This is a genomic window from Streptomyces sp. NPDC023573, from assembly GCF_055559735.1.
The window spans coordinates 22,707-36,144 of sequence record NZ_JBVHKB010000007.1 but is presented as its reverse complement, the minus strand read 5'-3'; the positions used below and the strand labels follow the sequence as shown (position 1 = coordinate 36,144).

General features: G+C 68.5%; 14 protein-coding genes and 5 pseudogenes. 8 read left to right on the top strand and 11 right to left on the bottom strand.

Annotation, left to right across the window (positions count from 1 at the left end):
• Positions 1-404: 404 nt before the first annotated feature.
• The 3 genes from ACZ32T_RS22495 to ACZ32T_RS22485 all read right to left on the bottom strand — a co-directional run bounded on the left by ACZ32T_RS22495 (position 405) and on the right by ACZ32T_RS22485 (position 2,419).
• Entirely contained in the window at positions 405-857 is a 453-nt protein-coding gene (locus ACZ32T_RS22495; RefSeq protein WP_467368611.1) for a DUF6098 family protein, read from the bottom strand.
• 686 nt (positions 858-1,543) lie between these two features.
• Positions 1,544-2,161 (bottom strand): dihydrofolate reductase family protein, encoded by a 618-nt coding sequence (locus tag ACZ32T_RS22490; RefSeq protein WP_467368609.1) that lies wholly within the window; start codon positions 2,159-2,161, stop codon positions 1,544-1,546.
• Positions 2,162-2,257: 96 nt separating this feature from the next.
• The gene (locus ACZ32T_RS22485) at positions 2,258-2,419 is read right to left on the bottom strand and encodes a hypothetical protein (protein ID WP_467368607.1); all 162 of its coding nucleotides are present in this window, start codon (positions 2,417-2,419) and stop codon (positions 2,258-2,260) included.
• A 109-nt stretch (positions 2,420-2,528) separates the two neighbouring features.
• Between ACZ32T_RS22485 and ACZ32T_RS22480 the strand changes: the two are divergent.
• A pseudogene (locus tag ACZ32T_RS22480) lies at positions 2,529-2,600 on the top strand (Hsp20/alpha crystallin family protein); the annotation flags it as partial.
• A gap of 197 nt (positions 2,601-2,797) precedes the next feature.
• On the opposite strand, the gene ACZ32T_RS22475 reads toward ACZ32T_RS22480, so the two are convergent.
• The 3 genes and pseudogenes from ACZ32T_RS22475 to ACZ32T_RS22465 all read right to left on the bottom strand — a co-directional run bounded on the left by ACZ32T_RS22475 (position 2,798) and on the right by ACZ32T_RS22465 (position 4,193).
• Positions 2,798-3,304 carry a GNAT family N-acetyltransferase gene (locus ACZ32T_RS22475; protein ID WP_467369014.1) on the bottom strand — a complete coding sequence of 169 codons (507 nt, stop codon included), beginning with the start codon at positions 3,302-3,304 and terminating at the stop codon, positions 2,798-2,800.
• A 259-nt stretch (positions 3,305-3,563) separates the two neighbouring features.
• A pseudogene (locus ACZ32T_RS22470) lies at positions 3,564-3,772 on the bottom strand (Hsp20 family protein); the annotation flags it as partial.
• A 259-nt stretch (positions 3,773-4,031) separates the two neighbouring features.
• Positions 4,032-4,193 (bottom strand): DUF6098 family protein, encoded by a 162-nt coding sequence (locus ACZ32T_RS22465; protein ID WP_467369012.1) that lies wholly within the window; start codon positions 4,191-4,193, stop codon positions 4,032-4,034.
• A gap of 8 nt (positions 4,194-4,201) precedes the next feature.
• Between ACZ32T_RS22465 and ACZ32T_RS22460 the strand changes: the two are divergent.
• Positions 4,202-4,412, top strand: a pseudogene (locus tag ACZ32T_RS22460) (VOC family protein); the annotation flags it as partial.
• Between the two features lie 3 nt (positions 4,413-4,415).
• Here the strand turns inward: ACZ32T_RS22460 and ACZ32T_RS22455 are convergent.
• Complete coding sequence (locus ACZ32T_RS22455; protein WP_467368605.1) at positions 4,416-4,670, bottom strand: hypothetical protein; 255 nt, start codon at positions 4,668-4,670, stop codon at positions 4,416-4,418.
• Between the two features lie 209 nt (positions 4,671-4,879).
• On the opposite strand from ACZ32T_RS22455, the gene ACZ32T_RS22450 reads away from it, so the two are divergent.
• Positions 4,880-5,455, top strand: a complete 576-nt coding sequence (locus ACZ32T_RS22450) for a DUF6328 family protein (protein WP_467368603.1) — start codon at positions 4,880-4,882, stop codon at positions 5,453-5,455.
• Between the two features lie 28 nt (positions 5,456-5,483).
• Here the strand turns inward: ACZ32T_RS22450 and ACZ32T_RS22445 are convergent.
• A pseudogene (locus tag ACZ32T_RS22445) lies at positions 5,484-5,662 on the bottom strand (transposase); the annotation flags it as partial.
• 85 nt (positions 5,663-5,747) lie between these two features.
• On the opposite strand from ACZ32T_RS22445, the gene ACZ32T_RS22440 reads away from it, so the two are divergent.
• On the top strand, positions 5,748-6,362 hold the full coding sequence (locus ACZ32T_RS22440; protein WP_467368601.1) for a hypothetical protein: 615 nt from the start codon (positions 5,748-5,750) through the stop codon (positions 6,360-6,362).
• 195 nt (positions 6,363-6,557) lie between these two features.
• Entirely contained in the window at positions 6,558-7,028 is a 471-nt protein-coding gene (locus ACZ32T_RS22435) for a hypothetical protein (RefSeq protein ID WP_467271977.1), read from the top strand.
• Positions 7,029-7,642: 614 nt separating this feature from the next.
• Here the strand turns inward: ACZ32T_RS22435 and ACZ32T_RS22430 are convergent.
• Positions 7,643-8,374: a class I SAM-dependent methyltransferase gene (locus tag ACZ32T_RS22430; RefSeq protein ID WP_467271975.1), complete on the bottom strand. Its 732-nt coding sequence runs from the start codon at positions 8,372-8,374 to the stop codon at positions 7,643-7,645.
• Between the two features lie 266 nt (positions 8,375-8,640).
• Here ACZ32T_RS22430 and ACZ32T_RS22425 point away from each other — a divergent pair.
• Positions 8,641-9,321, top strand: a pseudogene (locus tag ACZ32T_RS22425) (transposase); the annotation flags it as partial.
• A 28-nt stretch (positions 9,322-9,349) separates the two neighbouring features.
• Here ACZ32T_RS22425 and ACZ32T_RS22420 read toward each other — a convergent pair.
• Entirely contained in the window at positions 9,350-10,006 is a 657-nt protein-coding gene (locus ACZ32T_RS22420) for a hypothetical protein (protein ID WP_467368599.1), read from the bottom strand.
• Positions 10,003-10,656 carry a hypothetical protein gene (locus tag ACZ32T_RS22415; RefSeq protein WP_467368597.1) on the bottom strand — a complete coding sequence of 218 codons (654 nt, stop codon included), beginning with the start codon at positions 10,654-10,656 and terminating at the stop codon, positions 10,003-10,005. The genes ACZ32T_RS22420 and ACZ32T_RS22415 overlap by 4 nt, the downstream gene beginning before the upstream one ends.
• A gap of 244 nt (positions 10,657-10,900) precedes the next feature.
• On the opposite strand from ACZ32T_RS22415, the gene ACZ32T_RS22410 reads away from it, so the two are divergent.
• Positions 10,901-11,092, top strand: coding sequence for a hypothetical protein (locus ACZ32T_RS22410; RefSeq protein WP_467369010.1), 192 nt, complete (start codon positions 10,901-10,903; stop codon positions 11,090-11,092).
• Positions 11,093-11,327: 235 nt separating this feature from the next.
• Complete coding sequence (locus tag ACZ32T_RS22405; RefSeq protein ID WP_467368595.1) at positions 11,328-12,863, top strand: hypothetical protein; 1,536 nt, start codon at positions 11,328-11,330, stop codon at positions 12,861-12,863.
• Positions 12,864-13,438 lie beyond the last annotated feature (575 nt).

The following is a 13,438-nucleotide window of genomic DNA, read 5'->3' as shown; positions in this document are numbered from 1 at the left end:
TGCACGAAATGTGAGCCAGAGCCCGTTCTCATGGACAGAACCAGTCCTGGTTCTACCCTCAGCCCAGGGCGCGTCGATGCCTGCTGCCGGCGAATCGGCGGCGCAACCCACGAGCAACTTGCCTCCCAACGAACTCTTCTGGAATTCCCGCCCGAGGACGGTGCTGTAGAAGGCTTGAGCGGCGCGTGGGCCGCTCACCATCGTGTTCACCCAGCACATCATCCGAACGGCGCCAAGTCAGATGTCGCGGAAGGCTGACGGGAGTGGCTGCAGAGTCAGGCTGGTCGAAGCCGCCCAGACGGCTAGCCAGAACTGAGCAGGACGCGCCTCTTTGCCTGGGCGTCGCATGGTCCACTGCTCAAGCGGCCCCGTCGGTGGCAAGCGGGAAGCGTACATGGGCAACCTCAAGCGAGGTCGTTGCGCTGCATGGGCCCCCACGGGCCAGGCTGATCGGTGATCACAGCGTTGGCTTCAGCGATCACGTCGGCGTCGATCCAGCCGAGGGGTTCGACCTGGTCAACCAGCGGCTCGTTGTCTGGGCCGCGGCCGACCTCGGTGCCGTGCAGGACCCATGGCCGCGTCCTGGGGCCCTTGAGGCGAGGCAGATGGGAGTAGTCGTAGAGCCGCCGGGCCACCCATGTCCGTACCGGACGCTGGCCCCACCAGTCTTCGACATCGAGTGCGTTCACCGACAGCCCAGGCAGGGGTACACCGGTGAGTTCGTCCCTGCTGGAGACGGCCTTGAGATCTGGCACTGGGCCACGTGACCAGCGCACGTAGAGGCCGCGGCGTCTCGTCACCAGCTCAGCCAATGCTTGCAGAGTGGTGAACACCGGCATCTGTCCTGCACTGCTCATGGTCGCTCGCCTGTCCAACAGTCCGGAATTGTTTCTCGGCCTCGGAAGTTGCCCCGCACCCTCTGTCCCAAGACCGTCGGTATCGCCTCACCAGGGCCGCATCTGGTGAGGCAGGCCAATGCAACGCGGCTCGCCGTCGTCACCTGGTCCGGCTCATCCCGCCCGGTCGCAGAAGCATATGCACCGAAGCAGCCATGAGGTCCACCCCACACATAAGACACCTTGAACGGCTGACAGCCGCCTCAGTCGGTGGACAGGGCTTCGAGCAGGTCGCCGACCTGGGGGTCGGGCAGGGCGCGGGCCACTTCGGCTTGGGCGATCATGCCGGCCACGCGGTGGCCGTCGATGCCGGGCGGCCGACGGAGCGACTTCGGTCATGTACCACCCCCCCCGGGGAGTCGGCATCCCTTGCGAGACCTACGTCACCCATCGGCTGGATGAGCCGACTGCGGGCTCATGCGAGGAGTTGGGCCTGCCACGGAGAGGAAGCCTGAGGAAGTCACGTCTGACGGGACCGGCCCGCTGCCGGCAGGAGCGGACGCACCCGCCACGCAGCCCCGTCCGCCCGCCGCCCCGAGAAGAAGGCCCGTCCGTGGCCGGATGGAGCGTGTGGCCCGGAGAGCCCAACGCCTCGGGCCCGTACGTCTCGGGCTCCGGCCGAGGCGTCGGCCCCGTACGCCCCCTGCTCAGGCCTGAGCGTCGGCCCCGTACGTCCCGTACTCCGGAAGTCCCGTCGACTCGTAGACGTGCACCGCGACGCCGCCAGGCGTCGTCTCGCTGTGCAGCATGCGCAAGCCGGCCGGGGTGCCGCCGTCCGGGAACAGGCGTCGTCCGCTGCCCACGACCACCGGGGCGATGGCGAGCCGTACCTCGTCGATCAGGCCGGCGGCCAGCAGGAACTGGCCGAGCCGGGCGCTGCCGTGGATCTGGAGCTCACGTCCGGGCTGCCGCTTCAGTTCGGCGACCTGGGCGGGGATGTCGCCGGACAGGATCGTGGTCGGATCCCACCCGGCCCTGGTCAGGCTCTGGGAGGCGACGTATTTCGGCGAGCCGTTCATGATGCGGGCGTTCGGGTGGTCGGTCATCTTCGGCCAGTCCCTGGCGAAGTTCTCGTACGTACGGCGGCCGAACAGGAACGCGTCCGCCTTGCTGAGCCAGGTGGCAGCCACCTGGTCGAATGCCTCGTCCAGGTGCGGCACGAGCCAGCCGCCTCGGGCGAACCCCTCACTCGTGTCCTCGTCAGGGGAGCCGGGTGCTTGGGAGACGCCGTCCAACGACAGGAACTCCTGCAGTACCAATTTCATCGCGCACCATTTCTCTCTCGGGCAGGGAGCCGTCCGCCCCCTTGCTACAGACTGCGCGACGCACGGCAACTCATCGGCCCTGCGGAGGCGGACTGCTCACCGGTTGCGCAGGAGGAGTAGCGCGATGTCGCCGGTACACGCGTGATGACCCCCGCTTGCCCGCTTGGCGCAGGCGACCTCACTCAGGTCGTCGAGCGGCCGGTCGCCGTCCCTGGTGAGGGCGTTTCCGAGCCCTGCGATGGAGTCGGTGATATCCACGTCGGGTGGTTTCCACCAGACCGTCGGCGCAGAGGGCGAGGAGGGGCCCTGCGGGCAGCGGAACGGGGTGACCGGGTAGTCGCTGTCGGTGCACAGGCTGACTCCGGGCGAGCGCCGACCGGTGGCGAAAGCCGACGACGTGCAGGTAGAGCTCTCCGAGCGGTCCCTGGGTGTCTTCGCTCCCCGCCCCGGGTCTCCCGGAGTGCGGACTGCCGCACGGCCTCCCACGCACTGGCGAGCTCGGCGAACAACTCGCCGAGATGCGCGCATGAGACACCGGACAGCGCAGAACTGGAGCAGGTCGCACGGGCCCAGGTCAGCTACACAACTCACCCAACCCGTTCGGCCGTTCTTATGTCACGGCCCGGCCGGGGACGCTCACCCTTTCCCCGAGGCCGACAGCTTGGCCTGAATCGCGTCTGCCGGGGCCTCAAAGACGATCGAGAGCCCGTCGCGCTCATTGCCCTGCTCGCCGACACGTGTGAAGCCGAAGCCCGCGATGGTGGCCAGGGAGGCGGTGTTGACAGGGCTGATCCTGGCCCGCACGGTCCTGACATCGGGTTCGGCGGCGGCCCTGACGAGTAGCGCCATCAGAATGGCGCGCGCGTAGCCCTGGCGGCGGTATCCCGGCACGACCGTGAAGCCGACCTCGACCATGCCGGACTCATCCGGCGGCCCGTGGAACCCGGCGTCGCCGACGACGACCCCGTCCGGCTCGGACACCACGGCCCGCGTGATCCAGGGCGCGGCAGACGGGTCCTTGGCGAGCTGGTCAGCCCGATAGCCGAAGATCCAGCGGGCCCTGTCGCCGACGAAGTGTTCGTCAAGGGTGACCCCGGCTTCGGCGCTGCCGCCGACGAGGTCGCCGTCGGCAAGTGCCCGCAGCGCCTGCGCGCTGAGCTCGACGAAACGGACGTGTTTGCGGGGTGAGAGAGGCTCGCTGTTCACCGGGGAGATGGTCGCCCAGGATGGGAGGGCTGTCCACCGCTTTACGGCCTCGGCGGACAGGGTGCGCATCCCGGCCGGGCCGGGCCATGAGAAGGGCCGTACGGGCGCCGTGACACCTACGCCCAGAACCGTCTCGCGATCGCCTCACTTGTCACCCACCGGCCGAGCCGCCAGGCCAGCATGCCCGAAGCTCAAATTCCCCCGAGACCGTAAGCATGTTCCGCTCGACGTCGATGCCGATCACGTCCTGGGCTACGCCGGGCAGATCGAAGGCGATGACGTACTCGTTGCCTTCGCGGCAAGCGTCCATCGGCATCGCTGAGGGACGGGGCCACGTGCCCGCTGTACAGGTCAGCTGCTGGGCGGTCCGCTCAGTACATGGAACGGGTCGGTGCGGATCAACATGGGAAAACCTCCGGATGCGTCGTTCTGGCAGTAGCTGCCAGTGCGCATCACCTGGCATATGGTCCAGCACATCATCCGAACGGCGACAAGTCAGATGTCGCGGAGGGCTGACGGGAGGAAAGCGGCTGCAGAGTCAAGCTGGTCGAAGCCGCCCAGACGGCCAGCCAGAACTGAGCAGGACGCGCCTCTTTGCCCGGGCGTCGCATGGTCCACTGCTCGAGGGGACCCTGTCGGTGGCGGGAAGCGTTCATGGGCAACCTCAAGCGAGCTCGTTGCGCTGCATGGGCCCCCACGGGCCAGGCTGATCGGTGATCACAGCCTTGGCTTCAGCGATCACGTCGGCGTCGATCCAGCCGAGGGGTTCGACCTGGTCAACCAGCGACTCGCTGTCTGGGCCGCGGCCGACCTCGGTGCAGTGCAGGATGCATGGCCACTGTTGAACCGCTGCCTGCCGAAGAGGACCTGGTCGTCGTCTACCTCGACGAGCAGGTGTCGCAAGCGCTGGCTCTCACGTCTGGAAGCCCACGGCGGCAAGCGCGTGCAGGCTCGTAACCCGTACTGGGACACCTGGGGCACCAGCATCGAAGACCCGGACGGTTACCGGTTGGTCCTCAGTACCCGCAGCTGGGCCAACTCCTGACTGTCAGAATGCCCGGTGAACGCGACAGCCTCGGGATGCATGGGCCTTCAGGCAGTGCGGGGCGTCGCAGCCTGAGGCTTCGCCGCGGTAGATGGCGATCAGCGAATCACTGCCCCGCCACCAGGTGACAGCGAGGCCCTGGACTTCAGGTACCGGCTCGAATCCGTCAAGGTTCAGCTCATTGACGGCACTGCCCTTGATCTTCGTGATGGTTTTGGCCCAGTAGCCCGCCTGGTCGGCCAAGGCCAGGGCTTCCACCCATCCCCTCACCCAGCGGGGCGGCCCGGACGCGGTCCGGCTCAGTGGGCGGGTGTGTGCGGTGGCGACGCACGGAGCACGTGTTTTTCCACGCAGGAGGGCCCCGGAAGTCAGTGGCGCACAGCAACCTTGCGCGCTGGGCTGCTCCTTTCGGCCTGTGTGAAGGACTTAATTCCGGGAATCCGAGAGGTTCAGCACTTGGAGGATGCATGACCATGACGGAGCGGCAAATCGGGCCGGAGACAGGGGAGAAGCTTTGCCATTCCTGCGCCTCGGGGGAGCCTGGCCCCGAGGCGGAAAAACCGGAAACTGCTCGGGAACGGGTCAATCGCCGGTGGAACGAGCTCCTCCAGGAGACGAGGGTGGCGCAGACGGGTGTGCAGATCCTGTTCGGCTTCTTGCTGAGTGTGGCTTTCACACCCTTGTTTCAGGACCTGGGCACGTTCGAGCGCGCCGTGTACATCACAACCGTCGTGCTCGGAGCGATATCTACCGCCTCGCTCATAGCTCCTGTGTCCATTCACCGCTTCTTGTCCGGCCAGCGCATGAAGGACGAGGTGGTCAAGACCGCTAGCAGGCTCATGATCTGCGGGATGGTGCTGCTGGCCCTCACCATTGGGTGCACTCTTCTGCTCATCCTTCACGTGGTGATAGCGGGCCCACTCGCGATAGTGCTGGTCGGCAGCGTCATGCTCTGGTTCTGCCTGTGCTGGTATGTCCTGCCTCTGCGGCTACGCCGGCGGGCCGCCCTGCGTCCTCAACCGCGCCGGTCGACACAGAGATAGGACGGTTCCGGCGGATCGGCGCGTGGCTCAGTGCTTGGACGGAACGGTGGATGCCGCGTTTGCGCGTCTTCTGTGTGAGCTCGGCGAGCCATCGTTCCACCAGGTTCAGCCAGGACGTACTGGTTGGTGTGCAGTGCAGGTGGAATCGGCCAGCAGCCACTTCTTGACCGCCGGTGTCTTGTGGGTCGCGTAGTTGTCGAGGATCACCTTGGATATCTTCTCCATATCCGACGCGGAACAGGGGGGACATGACGCCCCGTCGTCCCGGGCGCCGGAGAAGGGGAGGCAGCACATGAGTCGCAGCCGTCAGGCCGCTCTGCTGGCCCGGCACCTGTCCGAGGTCACCGACGTCGAGGTGGGGCTGTACTACGACACCGGCGCCCGGTGGATCGCGATGTGGGTGGACGGCCCCCGGCAGGAGGAGATGCGTGCCCACCTCGACACCGCCCTCGCCGGGTACCGCTACCTCGACATGCGCGACCGCACGATCCACTGCCACCGCTCGACCTCGGAACGGGCATGGGCCGCACGGGCCATCGCCTCCCGCCGGGAGGGCACCCTGGGCCCCGCGATCGCCGACGGCGCGGCCCACCGCCGGTCGCTGGGTGTGGGGATGCCCCGCCCGGGCGTCCAGGGCCCGACGCACACGCACGAGTACTACGCCCTGTTGCGGCATGTCGATGACCTGTGCCGGGGGACCGCGTACCCGGAGCGGGCGAGCGCACCCGAGGACGAGCCGCTCATCGGGCAGCTGCTCGCGGCCGATACCCGGGACCGCGCGAACCTCGGCCGGCCGGCCGTCAGCGAGTACGACATGGCCACAGCGCTGCTCGCCGCCGAGCAGGCCCCTGCCGGCGACTGGTCGTCCAAGCTCGCCGTCGTCCGGGCCCCGGAGGAGGGCCGGTGACAGGGGTGAGCGAGGACGCGAGGCCGGCCTTCTCTGAAGACTTGCACGCGGTAGAACCACCTTGCCGCTGAGTGTCGATTGTCAGCGTAGGTAGTCGTCGGCGATGCACTGACCTGGGCGGGCTCTGTTCGTTGACAGACGACCTGCGCCGGGTGGGCTGCCAACCGCAGCTCGGGGAGAGAGAAGGACCGAACAGTGTCCGGCGAGCACGATGAGACAGGGTTTCGGTTCGGCTGGCGTGGCAGCCATTACGCCGGCATGCCTGTTGACGACCTGTGGTTGGCGATCAGCAAGGATCCGGACGGTACCTGGTGCCTTGACGTGTACTTCCTCGGACGCACGGCACTGACGGGTGGCGCACCGCGGGCCGCGGCGTTCGCCCAGTGGCTGCTGGCCCGCCCACCCGAAGGCCGGTATGAGAAGGAGTTCATGCTGGTTGACGGCGAACCGCAGAGCGGATCGCGCCGGCTCACGGACGGTACTCGGCTCACCGTCGAAATCCTGTTGGGGCGTGAAGAAGCGGGTGGGCCCGAGTACCTCCAAGTGCTCATGTTTGGCGAGATCCGCACCTACGCCTTTGAGGTGTGCGCACCGCTGGAATGCCAGCGGGTGCTTCGCGCTGAGCTGGAAGCCGCCGCGGCCCGACTCCTTTTCTCGCGCGCCTAGTTCGCCGGCCAGCCTTCCTGCGCAGCCACCCGGACGCGCCCCAGGATCCGCGGCCCGAATCTGATGCAGCTGACCTTCGCCCAGGTCAAGGGGTGGGACTGCGCACCGGACACCCTCATGCCGGTCGCGTCCTCGACGTCGCCCGCGCCCGTCGTGACCGCGATCGGGCCCTGGGCCGGTTGCCGCCGCAGGTTGAGTTCTTACTTTGCCGCCTCGAGCGCGGGCAGCTCGGTCAGCCGACCACCGACCACCCAGCAACGAAGGCTCTCCTCCTGCGCTACGCGCACGGGTGGGAGCATTCCGACGGAGGCACCCATACTTCCCTGCAGCAACTGGAGCAGGCCGTCAGCCTCGGCGCAGTAGGTCGCCTCGACGCTTTGCACCGCCTCGCCACGGCAGGTGAAGCCCAGCTGTACTACGGCGAACCGACGATGCCGGTGAGAGCGGAGGGGCCTGGCCCGGCGTGCCAGCTTCGTTCTCGTCGCGGATTGACAACGCATCAACAGCAACCGCCCACGTCTGGCGTGACGCAACGGCGTGCACCTTCGACGACGTGAGGTTCTCGGGTGCTTCGACGGGACGCGACAAAGCTCGGCGCATAGGCGGTAAAGCAGTCAGGTGAGGCCAGGTCGTGAAGGGTGCTCTCGCGCCACCCGGGCGGGCAGGCGCCGGGCGCGGATGAGCTGCTGGACGACCAGGGCGCTCTCATCCGGGTGTGGAAGCAGGTCGATGGCCTCGACGCGGAAGCCGTACTCGGTGAGCAGGTCCTCCCACAGCTGCGGTGCCAGGACCCACATCTGCGTCGGCAGGGGCGGGTCGTCTCGCAGCAGGATCATCTGCTCGCGCGGCGCCACCTCAGTGGACGGACCGTGCCCGTGCAGATCGGTGTGCAGGAGCGAGAGGATCAAGGGGGCGCCCGGACGCAGGCCGTCGTGCAGCGCCGGCAGCGAGCGGTGCGGGTCGATGAAGGCGAGCGTCCCGATCGCGTACGCGGCGTCGAACGGCTCTGCTCCGGCCAGGTACTCGGCCGCGTCCGCTTGGACGAACTCCACGCCGTGAACGTCTACGTGGGTGGAGACAGCGCGTTCATGCTGGGTCGGGGACAGCTCGATGCCGGTGACGCGGGCTCCATGAGCTTGGACGAGATGGACAGCGTGGTGGCCGGCTCCGGACCCGATGTCCAGGACCCGGCGCCCGGCGACGTCACCGAGGACCTCTGCACCCGGGCCGGTCCCTTCCCAGGGCGTCCAGCCGAGCCGGTCGGGAATGGGCGGGATGTAGGCGCGGGCCATTTGACGCCGGCCGTAGATCTGCCAGGCCCGGATGTTGGTCTCCTCGGCGGGCACGGTGCCTCCTGGATAGCGGGTTGGGGATCAGGTGGGCGTGATCAGATAGGCGGGCCCTCGCCGCGCCGGGCTCGTTCGATGGTATAGAGGCGAGCGAAGGCGCGCGGCGCCTTCAACTCCGGAGTGGCCTGTGCCGCCGCGCGGTCGCGCCGGGGCCTGGGTGCCAGTGGGTCGACAACGTCGGCCTGATGCCGCTCCCGTCGACGCCGCCACATACGAGGCGTCCCTGACGGCGGAGAGAGGACCGCATGACCAGCCTACGATCCCGCAACGGCTGGTCCTCCCCGTTCCCGGCCCGACGGGCGACGGAGCGGGACGACGATGGTGGCTGGGTGGGTCAAGGAGGTGTGGCCCGCGCGGAAGGCTCACGGCGGCCGTGGGGCCTGGCTCGTCTTCGAGGACGAAGCCGGCTTCTCCATGACGCCGCCGCTCGGGCGGACGTGGTCCCGGAGCGGCCGGACCCGGCGGTGAGGGTCCGCGGACGCTCCCGCAGACGGATATCCATCGCCGCCCTGACCTGCCACGAACCCGGCCACCGTTCTCGGCCTATCTAACGGCCTCGCCGAGACGATCGCCGGCGTGAGGGCGCAAGAGCTTCTCCCGGCGCGACTACCGTGACCTGCTGGTCAACGCCCACCGGCAGATCGATGGCCCGATCGTGCTGGTCTGGGACAACCTCAACGTCCACAAGGCCGCCGGACTGAGGGAGTTCGCCGAAACCCGCGACTGGCTGACCATCTACTACCTGCCGTCCTACACACCCGACCTCAACTCCGTCGAAGGCATCTGGTCACTCCTGCGGCGGGGATGGCTCTCGAACGTCGCTTTCAGCACCCGGAACACCTCGTTGAGACCGTCCGGCGCGGCCTGCGGCACAACCAGACCGCAGCCACCTCATGGACGGCTGCTGCCTCACCGAGACCGGCCTGACCATCAGACCTGCCTGATCAGCAGCACGACGTCACGAGTGCAACCTCAGTAACCGGCAGGCCAATGTGGGTTCGGCGTGCCGTCATTGCTCATGTGCGCCCGTTGCCAGATTTCGTTCCAGTTGAACGGGGTCTGCGGCACGAACCGGTGCCGCTGCCCGCACGGACAGGGCGCCAGCGCCCGCGCGCACCCACGGCACAGCTCGACCCAACCGTGCCCGGTCGAGCTCAGCACTCGTGGCCCCTCATCCCCGCAAGCCGGGCAACCGGGCAGCTCGGCACCGTCCAGAATAGCGTTCTGCCGCCGGACGTAATCGGACAGTCGCAGCGACGGGTGGCAGAACGGGGCTTCGAACCAGGCACGGTCAGGACTTTCCCACCAGCTCTGCAGCCACCACGGCCGAGGGCTCGGTACAGCCCGCCGCCCGGCCTGCTTCTCCCGCCGGCGCTGCACGGCGTACGCGTCTGCCCGCACGAGCCACAGCACCCGCGCCTCGTGCAGTTCCTCCACCGCCCGCACCAGGGCGTCCGGGTCCGCCTCCAACCGACGGGGGATCGCGGCGCTGAGCGAGAGGTGGTGGTATGTCGCCCGCAAGCCGTAGGGAGCAAAAGCGGTGAGGCAGGTGCGCAACGCGCTGTGCCGCCGGTGGACGGGGAGCCGGGCGTCGTGCACGCGCGCTCGGTGGGTCAGGAAGCTGGTCATGGTGTAGGCACCAGGTCCAGTGCCCGTGCCGGGGCGGCAGTGACGGCGGCAGCCTGTGGCGGCAGGTGTGGTTCAGCCCAGGTTTCGGCAAGGCTGAGGAAGTACTGCACGTCCTGCTGGGCGCCGGTGACGAGCGTGCGTATCTGGTCTACCGACAGCTCGATCACCGGCCTGCTGTCCGTCTCGTAGGCGTCCGGCATCAGCCGGGCGAGGTCGCCAAGACGTTCGGCCGTCGAGGACGGATCGTGGCCGAAGTAGGAGCAGCCGGTGCCATCGAGCACCTCCAGCCAGTCGCGCCAAGTTCCCAGGCCGTTGCAGCAGCCCGGCTCGACGAAGACGATGTCGGTGGCGTCGCCGGTCACCCGGAAGCCGCCGGCGGCGAACAAGTCAGGCATGGCGAGCAAGCCGTGCAGGAAGGTGCCGAGCGGGTCGGGCGGGCACGGCCCGTGCTCCACCTCCGGCTCGAAGTCGTTGCAGCCGGCGATCTGCATGACCGCCGTGCCGACCTCCGCCGGAGTGAGCTCCCGGCAGCCATATGCCTCGTGTTCGTGAACAGGCCAGAGCGCGAAGTCGTCGCCTGCGGAGATCTCCAGAACGGGTTGCATCACCATCACATGGGGATGATGCCGGACCCGCTGCAACACCGCCACGGGCTTTCAGCTGGCGCCGCACTGGGAGCGGCCCGCTACCTGGGCAGTATCGCGTTCCGCTCCGGGCAGGCGGCACTGACATAGCGCACGGCGGTCTGCACGGTGATCCCTAAAAGCCGCGTCAGCTCGAGGGGATCACTGGTGGCAAACCCCTCGTTGAGCATGCGGTCATGCCGCAGGCCGACGAGGGTGACGTTCTTCGGGGGCGCGATGGCCGAGTCATAGGGTTCGACCGGGGGTGACCATGACCGATCGCGGCTGGTACGACGACACCGAGTACCACGACGCGGCCCAACGGGCCGAACGAGCCACGCGGTTCGGCTGGGCAGCGATCGCTGGGACGGCAGGAGCACTGGGCTGCGCACTGATCGTCTTGGTTGCGCTCGTCGTGGTCGCGGTCGTGGCGTGTCTGTACGTCATGGTGGCTATGGACTAATAGACCAAGCAGGGATGGGCACCCGCCCGGCGTGTCCTTCCGCAGCCCGGTCAACGACTTGGTGATCAGGCAGGGCATCGTCTCGTCGACCGTCTCGCGTGCTCCGGACAGTCACCGTACGCATGACGGGCAAGGCCGTCGCCGCCTGGGCCGAAGCCTTCGCTGGAGCTGCCAGCGAGCGGCGTAGTCGCCACGCGGCGCGGCCGGGCGCGCGACGGGGTGGCAGGATGACGCGGTGTCCGACTTTCTGGGTGAACTCTGGCTGCGCGGCGTCGCCTTCAATCCGGCGGCGCCCTCCGACGTACTGATACGCCTGATGGATCAAGCGGCCGGTGAGCTCGGCCAGCTGATGTGTAAGGACCGCGACCTGCCCGACGCCGTCATCGACGCAGCCCTGCGTCACCCGGAGTGGCGGATCCGCGGCGCCCTCGCCAGCAACCAACACGTAGATCCTTCGCGACTGGCCCCCCTGGCAACGGACCCGTCGGGACTCGTCCGTGCACGGCTCGCCAACCCCCACCTCCGCCCCTGGCCCCGCTGGGTCCGACCGCTGCCGGACGACATCCTCGTCACCCTCCTGACTGCCCAGGACGGGGGTGAGGACGGCAAGGTCACCGCGAACGAGATCATCTGGGAGCTCGACTCGTCCCGGCAGATCCCGCTGTCCTTCTTCCGCTCCATGGCAGGCCACGAGGAACCCGCACTCCGCATACGGGCCACTTCGCGGTGGGAGTCGCTCACCCCGGCGCAGCGGGCGGGGCTGCTCGACGATCCGGACCCCGCGGTCCGTGAAGCGGCGCAGGACAGGAACTGGGAGCTGGACCCGGAACGGGTGGAGGCCGAGCTGCCGTCCATCCGTCCAAGCAGCAGGCAGTTCGTGCTCGGCAGGTGCGCCCTGTCGCCCGCTCTCGTCGAGCAGTGCTTCACGGACGACATGGTGCGCCCCTTGGCCCGAAACCCCCACACTCCGGCCGACGCCGTCGCCCGGCTCGCCCGGCATCCCGAGGCGAAGGTCCGCGAGATGGTCGCCGCCCGGCCCGACCTGGGACCTGACCTGGTGGCGAAGTTGAGGGAGGACCCGGACAAGGACGTGCGGATGCGCGCGCGCCTCCACCTCTTCCCCCGCACCTGGGTCGAGTACGACGTGATCGACCGGGTGATCGGGCACGGTCCTGAATGCATCTGCCCGATCACGGAGCCGGACCCCGAGCCGGCCGCCGTGCCGTCGCCTGACTGGTTCGCCGCCTGCGCGATGTCCGGGGAACCGGTGCTGCGCCGGGTTGCGGCAAGCTGGCCCAACCTGCCCGCAGAACTTGTCGGGACACTCGCGCAGGACGACGACGAGGAGGTCCGGATCCGGCTGGCCTGCAACCACCCATCGGCTCCGCACCACCTGCTCCTGGACGTCTTCGTCACCCGCCCGGACCACCGTCCGGCCCTCCTGACGCTGCCCGGCTTCCCGCGCACCGGCCGGACCCACCTCATCGGCCACCCGGATCCCGAGGTACGCGCCCTGGCCGCAGCCGACCCCGCCCTGCCCGAGCCCCCGGTGGACGACGCCGACGAGGCGGTGCGTCGGGCCGCCGCCGCCAACCCGAGCCTGACACCGGAAGCCCTGGAGACCCTCCTCGCCGACCCCCGCACCGCAGAAGGTGCCGCGGCCAACCCGTCCCTCCCCGTATCCCGTATGCACGCACTCCTGGACCGCTGCCTCAACGGAGTCGCCGCCCCACCAACTGCGGCGGGACGCCGAGAGGCGACGTCTGCGTAGCGCTCACAGGCCGGGCAACCTCTGCCCGCCCACAGCCGACGCCGACACTCCAGACAGGCGTTTCCAAGTCTCATCAACCTTCGGGGCACAAACGACAAGCGACTACTCCTGTACCGCGTCTGCAAACGCTGTCCGCCTTCGCCTGCGGGTAGCCCGTCCACGCCAGCGGGACGATGGCGGGACCCGAGGCTCCCGGGAAACGCGGCGATGAGTGTCGCGTCCGCGGTGGGCACCGCCTCGATGGCTTCCTCCGTGTCCCAGTGGTGCGTTCCGTGGGAGGGGTTCGTCTCGTCGGCGTGGTCATGCGGGACGTCGGTGTGCGGGGGATCACCGTCATGGGCTGGGGTCTCCTTGTCCGTCAGGGTGCCGGGCTGTGCGCACCGTCCCCGGCCCTCTTCAGCTTGGGCCGGGGACGGCACACAGGGCTGTTAGATCGGGTCAGGGCTCACAACGCCGGCGACCTCGGAGGGCATCGGTACGGGCGGTGCACTTGCCTCTTCGGGCGCCTTCTTGGCCAGGGCTGCCCGGGCCCTGCACTTCCGCCCTCTTCTGGCTGATGAGGTACTGAGGACATC

Bases quoted from the DNA above. Each gene is read 5' to 3' on its own strand.
- ACZ32T_RS22495 (WP_467368611.1), bottom strand. From the start codon at position 857: ATGAGCAGTGCAGGACAGATGCCGGTGTTCACCACTCTGCAAGCATTG.
- ACZ32T_RS22410 (WP_467369010.1), top strand. From the start codon at position 10,901: ATGACCGATCGCGGCTGGTACGACGACACCGAGTACCACGACGCGGCC.
- ACZ32T_RS22420 (WP_467368599.1), bottom strand. From the start codon at position 10,006: ATGACCAGCTTCCTGACCCACCGAGCGCGCGTGCACGACGCCCGGCTC.
- ACZ32T_RS22450 (WP_467368603.1), top strand. From the start codon at position 4,880: ATGACCATGACGGAGCGGCAAATCGGGCCGGAGACAGGGGAGAAGCTT.
- ACZ32T_RS22490 (WP_467368609.1), bottom strand. From the start codon at position 2,161: ATGAAATTGGTACTGCAGGAGTTCCTGTCGTTGGACGGCGTCTCCCAA.
- ACZ32T_RS22440 (WP_467368601.1), top strand. From the start codon at position 5,748: ATGAGTCGCAGCCGTCAGGCCGCTCTGCTGGCCCGGCACCTGTCCGAG.